Raw genomic sequence first — 8,166 nt, 5'->3', positions numbered from 1 at the left:
GGGGGGGTTGGGTGGTTAGGGGCGGGTGGCCTAAAACAAAACAGAGCGATCTCCCCCCCCCCGCCCCCGGCTCACCCCTCCTGCGGCGCCGCGCCCGCGCGCGCCGACGGCGCCTGCGTCTCGTACGCGGTGCGCGTCGAGCTGTCCCGGTACTCCGTGTACATGTACGGGTTGTCGAGGACCTTGGTCTCGGGGATGTCGGGGTTCATCCCGGCCTGCCAGACGTCGTCGCCGAGGGTCGAGCGCAGGTGCTCGACCGTGTCCTCGAGCCGCGAGCGCATCGCCGGCAGGTCCACGCCCACGAGCCGGCCCTCGAACTTCTTCACGTCCCCGCCCACGAGCACCGTGTGCACGTCCCCGCGGCTCGCCTGCATGGCGATGTGCCCGTACGGGTTGAGAACAGGGAACATCGTCGGCGAGTGGTCGTTCTTCAGCAGCACGACGTCGGCGAGCTTGCCGACCTCCAGAGACCCGAGCTCATCCTCGCGCCCCACGGCCTTCGCCCCACCGCGCGTGGCCCACTCGACCACGTGCTGGCTGCGCAGGTGCGAGTGCGTCACCGTGTCGCCGTGCTCGTGGGCGGTCAGGTGCTCCCAGGAGCGGTCGGCACCCAGGGTGGTGCGCATCGCGGAGAACAGGTCGGCGCTGAACCACGCGCTGGTGTCCACGGACAGGGACACCGGGATGTCGTGCGCGCGCAGCGCGTGGGAGGGCGGGTAGCCCTGACCGCAGCTCTGCTCGCTCTCGGTCGACAGGGACACCACCCCGCCGGTCGCGGCGATCCGCTGGTAGGAGTCCTCACTCAGCGTGGCGGCGTGGACGTAGACGGTGCCGGGCTCCATGAAGCCGTGCTCGTGCATGAGCCGCACGCCGTCGTCGTTGGTCGCGCCCCACACGCCCGCGTGGGTCGTCACGCGCACGTCGAGCTCGCGAGCCACCTCGAAGGCCTTCTTCTCGGGGAACGCCGGGTCGCCGGTGACGTCGAACGCCAGCTGCACGCCCGCCAGCCTCGAATCAGCAAGAGCGCTCTCGAACACGCGGCGGTAGGCCGGGTCGGCCGTCCACTCCCACGGGCCGCCGAAGATGTTGCCGAAGCCCATGACGTACCGGCCCGGCGAGCTCACGAGCGCGTCGATGGCGGCCTCGGCGTGCTCGACGGACTGCAGCCCGTGCGACCAGTCCACGGTGGTGGTGATGCCCGACTCGATGGCGTCGATCGTGCTCAGCGCGTTGCCGGCCCAGTAGTCCTGGGGGCGGAACGCGGTGCCGTGCTCGAGGTAGTACCAGACGAAGTATTGCGTGAGCGTCCAGTCCGAGCCGTAGGCGCGCATGGCGGTCTGCCACATGTGCCGGTGGGAGTCGATCATGCCGGGCATGACGATGCCGCCGGCGGCGTCGATCTCGTAGGTGCCGTCGGGCACGGCGAGCGAGGGGCCGATGTCGGCGATCTTGCCGTCGACGACGAGGACGTCGGCATTGTTGTGCACGGTCCGCGCGTCGTCCATGGTCACGACGATGCCGCCGCGGAAGACGATGGGGCGGCCTGCTTCGGGTACGGGGGTGGTCATTGCATGCTCCTCTTCGAGAATGTCTGGACAGGTCCGTGGTGATCCGGGGGGTCGGTCAGACCTCGACGCTGGGGTAGTCCTTGCCGATCCAGTGCTTGAGCTTGTCGCGGTACTCCCTCTGGAACGCCAGCGGCCCGCTGCGCGCCATGTAGTCCTCCTCGTAGATACCGATGAAGATCGTCAGCGTGAGGAAGTAGTGCGCCCCCATCTCGAACAACGCCACATAGTCGTGCTCCACGAGAGCCGTGCGCTCGGCGTCGGTCAGGCCCAGCCAGGACGTGCGCTCCACGCGCTGGCCCTGCGAGCCCAGGAAGGGCATGTACTCGCTCTCCCAGCGGGCGACCATCTCCGCGGGGTCGGCCTTGTAGGCCGCCAGCAGGTCCGGGTCACGATCGACCTGGAAGAGGAACTTGTTCACCGCGTACCGGCTCATACCGTCGCCCCCTCGCCCACGACGGCGGAGCTCGCCTCGCGCAGGTCCCTCGGGTCGCCGTCGGGGTACCACGTCATGTACATCTCACGCGTGTGGTACAGGTCCAGATCATCGACGTAGGCCGCCTTCTCCGGCCCCGCGATCCCCAGCATCAGCACCAGATCCAAGAACCCCGGCGTCGCGTTGCCCGACCTCGACATCGACTCCCAGGTCACATTGTCCAAGATCGCCTCGATGTCCCCGCCTGCGAGCCACTCGATGGCCTGCACGTCCCACTCCGGGTCGGGCCCGTGCTCCTCGAACATCCGCGGACCACCCAGCTCCAGCGACAGGTGCCCCGACCCGATCGCCGCGACGCGCTTGTCGCTCGGGAACTCCTCGATGACCTCCCGGATCGCCCGACCCAGCTCGTAGAACCGCTTCGGACTCGGCAGCGGCGGCGCGAAGATGTTCGTGTAGATCGGCACGATCGGCAGGTCGCCGTCGGGCCGGGTGGTGATGATCGGGCAGATGATCGAGTGGTCGATCTTCAGCTCATTGGACACCGAGAAGTCGAAGCCCCGCTCCATCAGCCCGCGCAGCATGAACCCCGACAGCTCCTCGTGCCCCTCGAGCTCGTAGGTCGGCATGCCGAACTCACGGATCTCGTTGTAGAACGTCGCGTCGTAGCGGGGCTGCTTGCCGATGAGGAACGTCGGGTAGTTGTCGTAGAAGAACTGGTGGAAGTGGTCCGACCCCACCATCACCAGCAGCTCCGGCTCAGCGGCCGTGAGCGTCTCCCGGTAGGCCGCCACCTTGGCCTTCCACTCCGGCGCCTGGGGCATCTGCTCCTCGGGCGGCGTCAGCTCGGTCGCCTTGTAGAAGAACGGGTGGTGCGTCGTGGCAAGCACCGCGGACAGCGTGGCCATGCATCTCTCCTTCGAGGTGGTTCGGCAGCAGCGATCGGGGCGGACCGGCGTCAGCCTTCGGGGGGCACGTACCGCGCGTGGCGGTCGACCTCCATGTAGATGTCGGGCCCCACCGGGCTCTCCTGCTCCTCGGCCAGGTGACCGATGAGACCGGCGGTGCGGGCCAGCAGCGCGAACCCGCGCAGCAGCCGGAGCGGGAGACCGGCGTCGGCGAGGGCCGCCCCGGCCACGCCGGCGCCGTTGAGCGGCAGGGTGCGCCCCAGCACCTCGGCGTGCACGCGCCCGATCGCCTCGAACAGCGCCAGGTGCGGCCCGAACACGCCCGACTCCCGCGCGATGGAGAACATCACCGGCGTGCGCGGGTCGCCCTGCTTGTGCACGGGGTGCCCGAGGCCGGGGACCTTGCCGCCGTCGGCCTTGACGGCGGCCACGACGCCCAGCGCCGCCTCGTCCCACGCCGCCTCGTCGTAGCCGCTGGTGTCCCCGAGCCCGGCGAGGTGCTCGGCAAGGAACCGCCCCGTGTCCTCGGTGACGCCGAGGAACCGCGAGCCCCCGCCGAGCAGCCCGGCCGCGATCGCCCCCTGGATCGAGTCCGGAGCCGAGTAGTACGTCATGCGGGCCGCGATCGCCGTCGGCGTGTACCCGTGGTCGGCGAGCGAGACGAGGACCGCCTCGAACACGCGCAGCTGGCCCGCGCTCGGCCGCCGCTTCGTCGCCAGCCAGTAGGCCAGCTCGCCGAAGCTGATCTGGCCGAGCAGCTCGCCCGCGAGGTCGTGGCCGAGGAGCTCGATGGTCTCGGCCGTGGAGGTGCCGATCGCCGTCGGGTAGGTGCGGTCCTCACTCATGCGCTGGCCTCCTGGTCCGCCGGTGCGCTCAGCCAGGCGCGCAGCTCGTCGCTGTGCTCGCCGAGGGTGGGCGGGGGCAGCCGGTACTGCGGTTGCGTCCTGGAGAAGGTGATCGCGTTGCGGATCATCGGCACCGCCCTCTCCCCCTCTCCGACCGTGACGACCGGGTCGAGGCCCAGGCGCTCGGCCAGGGCCACTCCCCCGTCGATCGTCTGGATGGGCCCGCACGCGATGCCGGCCTCGCTGAGGCGCTCGAACCACTGCTCGGCGGTGGCGGCGGCGAGGGCCTCGACCAGGAGCGGTCGCAGCGCGTCGCGGTTCCGGTTGCGGGCGTCGGTGGTGGTGAACCGTTCGTCGTCGACCACGTCTTCGATCCCGAGCACGCGGGCGAGCGTGGCGAACTGCCGGTCGTTGGCGGCCACGACGATGAGGTCGCCGTCGCCGGTCGGCAGCGGCTCGTAGGGGAACAGGCTCGGGTGGGCGTTGCCCATGCGAAACGGCACGGCGTCCCCGGCCACGTAGGTCGAGGAGTGGTTGGCCATCCCGGCCAGCGCGGTCGAGAGCAGGTTGACCTCGACGTGCTGCCCCTCGCCCGTGGCGTCCCGGTGCCGCAGGGCGGCGAGGATACCGATGACCGACTGCAGGCCGCTCATGATGTCGAACACCGACACCCCGGAGCGGTAGGCGGGCCCCTCGGGGTCGCCGGTGAGGCTCATGAGGCCGGACATCGCCTGGACGATGAGGTCGTAGCCGGGCAGGCTCGCCCCGCCGGCTGCGCCGAACCCGGTGATCGAGGAGTACACGACGCTGGGGTTCGTCTCGGCCACCGTGTCGTAGTCGAGCCCGAACTTCGCCAGCCCACCGGGCTTGAAGTTCTCGATGACCACGTCCGCCCGGCGGGCGAGCTCCTGCACGAGCGCCCGGTCCTCCTCGGCGCGGAAGTCGAGCACGATGTCCCGCTTGTTCCGGTTGATGCCGAGGTAGTAGGTCGAGACGCCGTCGCGCTCGGGGGGCCGCCAGTCGCGGGTCTCGTCGCCCACCGGGGCCTCGACCTTGACGATCTCCGCGCCGAGGTCGCCGAGGATCTGCGTGGCGAACGGTCCGGCGAGCACACGCGAGAAGTCGGCCACCAGCAGGCCGGTCAGCGGCCCTCGTCCGGCGTCGCCCGCGGCGCCGCCTCGCTCCGGCCGCGCACCGCCAGCGTGCTCGCCGATTCCCTGCGTCATCGGGCTCCTCCTCGCGCCTAGATCCGGCCCACGGCGTCCGCCAGCCGTACAGTCCACCACCAGGCGGACATCTCGTCTGGGCCCGAGGTTAACGACGGGTCGGGATGGAGTCAATGCACGACGACGAACCACCAGGCACGGCTCGGGCTGGCCCTGACGGAGGGGACCGGCGCCGCTCGAGAGCACCCACGCGGCGGGGCGGGTGGGCTCAGGCGGTGGCAGCGGGCACGCGCGCGCGGAGGGCGACGTCGACGCCGAGGTCCGCGGCGGCCTGGAGCAGGTGCGGCAGGTGCTGATCCCGCAGCGTCTCGAGGCTGGTCTCGGCGGCGTGGGCGTTGACGTTCATGGCGGCCAGCACCGTGCCGTCGGACCGGCGCACGGGCGCGGCCACCGAGCGGATGGCCGGCGCGAGCTGCTGGTCGGAGATGGCCCACCCCTGCTGCCGGACCTCGGCCAGGACCTCGTCGAGCTCGCTGCGGTCGGGCTGCCAGCTGGGGACGATCCCGGAGCGGGAGGGCTGCTCGAGGACCTCGCCCAGCTCGTCGCCGGTGAGGCTGGCCAGAAGCACCTTGCCGAGCGAGGTCTGGGCGGCGGGGAACCGGGTGCCCACGCTCGCCGAGAGCGTGACGAGCTTGGGTACGGCGACGCGGGCGACGTAGACGACGTCGGAGCCGTCGAGCTGCGCGATGGAGGACGACTCGTGCGTGCGCTCGACGAGCTGACGCAGGCGGGGCATGGCGGCCTCCCAGAGGTCGCCCCCGCTGAAGTAGGCGACGCCGAGCTCGAGCACCCGCGGGGTGAGCTCGAAGCGGCCGTCCTTGGCGGCCACGTAGCCGAGCTCCTGGAGCGTGATGAGGAGGCGGCGGGCGGTCGGCCGGGCGAGCCCGGTGCGCCTGGCAACCTCGCTCAGGGACTGCGAGGGCGCGCCGTCGAAGGACCGCACCACGTCGAACCCGCGCGCGACCGCCTCGACGAAGTCAGGGTTCGTCTTCTCGCGCATCGCATTCTCCCTCTCGCCGGCCGGTCGGCCCGCCTCGGCCGCCCAGCGTAGGAGCCGGAGTTCGCGGGGGCCCGTTGACGGGCGGGACGGCGCGGGCCTACCTTTCGGACACTCGTACGATACACGGACAGGAGAGCGAGTCGGTGGAGACGGACCTGGGGCTGCTCCTGCTGCGCCTCGCACTCGCCACACTGCTGGCTGGCCATGCGTGCCAGAAGCTCTTCGGCTGGTTCCGCGGCCGCGGCATCGCCGGCACGGCCCCGCTGCTCGAGGCCGACGGCGTGCGTCCCGGCGCCGTCATGGTGACGATCGCCGGCCTCTCGGAGCTCGCCGCAGCGACCCTCATCGCGCTGGGCGCCCTCACCCCGCTGGGCAACGCTATCGCGATGGGCACGATGATCGTCGCGATGTCGACGCTCTGGCCGAAGGGCATCTGGGCGCACCTGGGCGGCTACGAGGTGCCGTTGACCTACGCCCTCATCGCTCTCGCGCTCGCGGTGACGGGCCCGGGCGGGTACTCCGTGGATGCGGCGCTCCCCTGGTTCCCGTTCCACGGTCCACTGTGGGCGGGCGGCGCTGCGCTGCTCGCGATAGTCGCGGCTCTGCCCATCGTGCTGATAGTGGCGCGGCACCGGCGCGCAACCTCCCACTAGCCCGCAACCGCACTCACGGCGGCATCGAGTACTAGGGCCTGTCGGCAGGATCTATCCGGCTGGAGGCCCTTGAGGGAAAGCTCGCCGCGGACGGCTCTTCGTCCGACGGCCCACGCAATCACCCCTTACACGAGTGCCTCGTCGTGCCACAGGGCAGACTCAACGTCGAAGTCGCCGGCGACGTCACCACCCTACCCAAGGACGACACGTGTGCTGCCGACTCCGGCCTGCCCCGACGCTCCCTCAATTACGGCGACGAACTCGCACGATTCATGGTCGCCGTCACCCCGCCCAGGTTGCGAGACGGCCCCCACCCCTGCGGCCACCACCCGGATGTGTAATGACCACCTCCGCACCCACTCCCAAGCCGAAAACGCAGGCCTCGCTCCCGACATCGATCCAGCACACCTTCGCGATACTCGGCCGGCGCACGCACATCGACAACTGAACGTAGGGCGCATTCTCCGACGCCGGATGAGCGGCACACCAGGAGAACCTCGCAAGACCCGAGACCAGAGGCCGCACGGAGCACCACCAACGATCGAACCCCGACGCGAGGCTCCGTCTCTGCCCTCCAGGGGCATGCGACCCGGGCGGAAAAAGGACCCCGATGGCAACCTACTCGCAGGAGCAAGAGGAGCGAGCCGCCAAGGTCGCCGAACGTCTGTCCACGGTCATGCTCGAGGATCGCTTCTGCGCCACCGTGACCGAGTCACACACCGGCGGCAAGATCGCTACCCAGCCAACGGCCACGCCCGACTCCAGCCCGCGATTCCCGGGCGGTGTGGTCTGCTACTTCTCCAAGGTCCAGCACCGGGCCCTCGAGAACCCGCCGGGCCCGGCCAGATCGCAGCAGACCCCGCATCCCAGGCTGAGCTCGGAAAACAGGATGACAGGCGCCGACGTAGTGGTCGCCGCCTCCGGGGCGGGCGGGCAGTCCAGGCACGAACCGGGCACGACATGGGTCGCCGTCATCGTGGTGGGCGACGTACGCTCGGAACTGCACCACATCCCCTGCCAACCTCTCGAGGTCCTCGTCCGAACCAAGCAGCGAGACCTGGAGATGACGTGAACCAGAGCGGAATCATCAGAGGCTGTTGATCCTACCCAGGAGGATGGATGGTGGCTGAGATGAGGCGGCATGGCAAGGAGACCCGCGGCCGAGCGGTGGCGACAGCATGAGGGGTGCTACCGGGAGGATGATCCACACACGTCGGCGCGTGCCGGCGAGGCGCAACGATGAGGGCACCCCAGAAATGGTCGGTATGATGCTCACGTGATCGATGTCGTGGTCGTAACTGGTTGCCTGCTCGCTTCGGTGGCAGGCACTATCTGGCTGCTCCGCCGCGGCGGCATACGTAACAGCCTAGCGATCGTCGCGGCGTTCTTTGTATTCTTCTCTCTCGGACCCGTCGTCAATCTATTGCGCGGAGACGAGATCTACTTCGGCACCGACCTCAACCACGTCGCTGGCGCCTCGATTGGGTACGCCATAGGCGTCGGTGCAATGTGTATCGCCGACCTACTTTACCC

General features: G+C 69.9%; 10 protein-coding genes. 4 read left to right on the top strand and 6 right to left on the bottom strand.

Going from position 1 to position 8,166, the window contains the following annotated elements; translation table 11 throughout:
* Positions 1 to 71: 71 nt before the first annotated feature.
* The 6 genes from ACPYO4_RS02515 to ACPYO4_RS02490 form a co-directional block, all read right to left on the bottom strand.
* A complete protein-coding gene (locus ACPYO4_RS02515; protein ID WP_425707639.1) occupies positions 72 to 1,568 on the bottom strand; it encodes an amidohydrolase family protein in 1,497 nt (498 codons plus the stop codon).
* 55 nt (positions 1,569 to 1,623) lie between these two features.
* On the bottom strand, positions 1,624 to 2,001 hold the full coding sequence (locus tag ACPYO4_RS02510) for a hypothetical protein (protein WP_425707638.1): 378 nt from the start codon (positions 1,999 to 2,001) through the stop codon (positions 1,624 to 1,626).
* On the bottom strand, positions 1,998 to 2,909 hold the full coding sequence (locus tag ACPYO4_RS02505) for a hypothetical protein (protein WP_425707637.1): 912 nt from the start codon (positions 2,907 to 2,909) through the stop codon (positions 1,998 to 2,000). The genes ACPYO4_RS02510 and ACPYO4_RS02505 overlap by 4 nt, the downstream gene beginning before the upstream one ends.
* A 50-nt stretch (positions 2,910 to 2,959) precedes the next feature.
* Positions 2,960 to 3,754 (bottom strand): citryl-CoA lyase, encoded by a 795-nt coding sequence (locus ACPYO4_RS02500; protein ID WP_425707636.1) that lies wholly within the window; start codon positions 3,752 to 3,754, stop codon positions 2,960 to 2,962.
* Entirely contained in the window at positions 3,751 to 4,980 is a 1,230-nt protein-coding gene (locus tag ACPYO4_RS02495) for a CaiB/BaiF CoA transferase family protein (RefSeq protein ID WP_425707635.1), read from the bottom strand. Before ACPYO4_RS02495 ends, ACPYO4_RS02500 begins: the two co-directional genes overlap by 4 nt.
* A gap of 208 nt (positions 4,981 to 5,188) precedes the next feature.
* A complete protein-coding gene (locus ACPYO4_RS02490; RefSeq protein ID WP_425707634.1) occupies positions 5,189 to 5,980 on the bottom strand; it encodes an IclR family transcriptional regulator domain-containing protein in 792 nt (263 codons plus the stop codon).
* Positions 5,981 to 6,123: 143 nt separating this feature from the next.
* Here ACPYO4_RS02490 and ACPYO4_RS02485 point away from each other — a divergent pair, with 143 nt between their 5' ends.
* The 4 genes from ACPYO4_RS02485 to ACPYO4_RS02470 form a co-directional block, all read left to right on the top strand.
* Positions 6,124 to 6,633, top strand: a complete 510-nt coding sequence (locus ACPYO4_RS02485) for a DoxX family protein (RefSeq protein ID WP_425707633.1) — start codon at positions 6,124 to 6,126, stop codon at positions 6,631 to 6,633.
* 38 nt (positions 6,634 to 6,671) lie between these two features.
* Entirely contained in the window at positions 6,672 to 6,974 is a 303-nt protein-coding gene (locus ACPYO4_RS02480; RefSeq protein WP_425707916.1) for a cupin domain-containing protein, read from the top strand.
* A gap of 269 nt (positions 6,975 to 7,243) precedes the next feature.
* The gene (locus ACPYO4_RS02475) at positions 7,244 to 7,705 is read left to right on the top strand and encodes a CinA family protein (protein WP_425707632.1); all 462 of its coding nucleotides are present in this window, start codon (positions 7,244 to 7,246) and stop codon (positions 7,703 to 7,705) included.
* 204 nt (positions 7,706 to 7,909) lie between these two features.
* Positions 7,910 to 8,166 (top strand): hypothetical protein (locus ACPYO4_RS02470; protein WP_425707631.1); only part of this gene is annotated, 257 nt, incomplete at its 3' end.

This window comes from Georgenia sp. Z1491, assembly GCF_049856175.1.
Classification (GTDB): domain Bacteria; phylum Actinomycetota; class Actinomycetes; order Actinomycetales; family Actinomycetaceae; genus JB111.
The sequence above is the reverse complement of the archived record's forward strand: the minus strand, read 5'-3'. Positions and strand labels throughout refer to the sequence as shown.

What these genes read in the sequence shown, in the direction of transcription:
- ACPYO4_RS02515 (WP_425707639.1), bottom strand. Translation starts at nt 1,568, where the DNA reads ATGACCACCCCCGTACCCGAAGCAGGCCGCCCCATCGTCTTCCGCGGC.
- ACPYO4_RS02475 (WP_425707632.1), top strand. Translation starts at nt 7,244, where the DNA reads ATGGCAACCTACTCGCAGGAGCAAGAGGAGCGAGCCGCCAAGGTCGCC.
- ACPYO4_RS02490 (WP_425707634.1), bottom strand. Translation starts at nt 5,980, where the DNA reads ATGCGCGAGAAGACGAACCCTGACTTCGTCGAGGCGGTCGCGCGCGGG.
- ACPYO4_RS02500 (WP_425707636.1), bottom strand. Translation starts at nt 3,754, where the DNA reads ATGAGTGAGGACCGCACCTACCCGACGGCGATCGGCACCTCCACGGCC.
- ACPYO4_RS02505 (WP_425707637.1), bottom strand. Translation starts at nt 2,909, where the DNA reads ATGGCCACGCTGTCCGCGGTGCTTGCCACGACGCACCACCCGTTCTTC.
- ACPYO4_RS02510 (WP_425707638.1), bottom strand. Translation starts at nt 2,001, where the DNA reads ATGAGCCGGTACGCGGTGAACAAGTTCCTCTTCCAGGTCGATCGTGAC.
- ACPYO4_RS02495 (WP_425707635.1), bottom strand. Translation starts at nt 4,980, where the DNA reads ATGACGCAGGGAATCGGCGAGCACGCTGGCGGTGCGCGGCCGGAGCGA.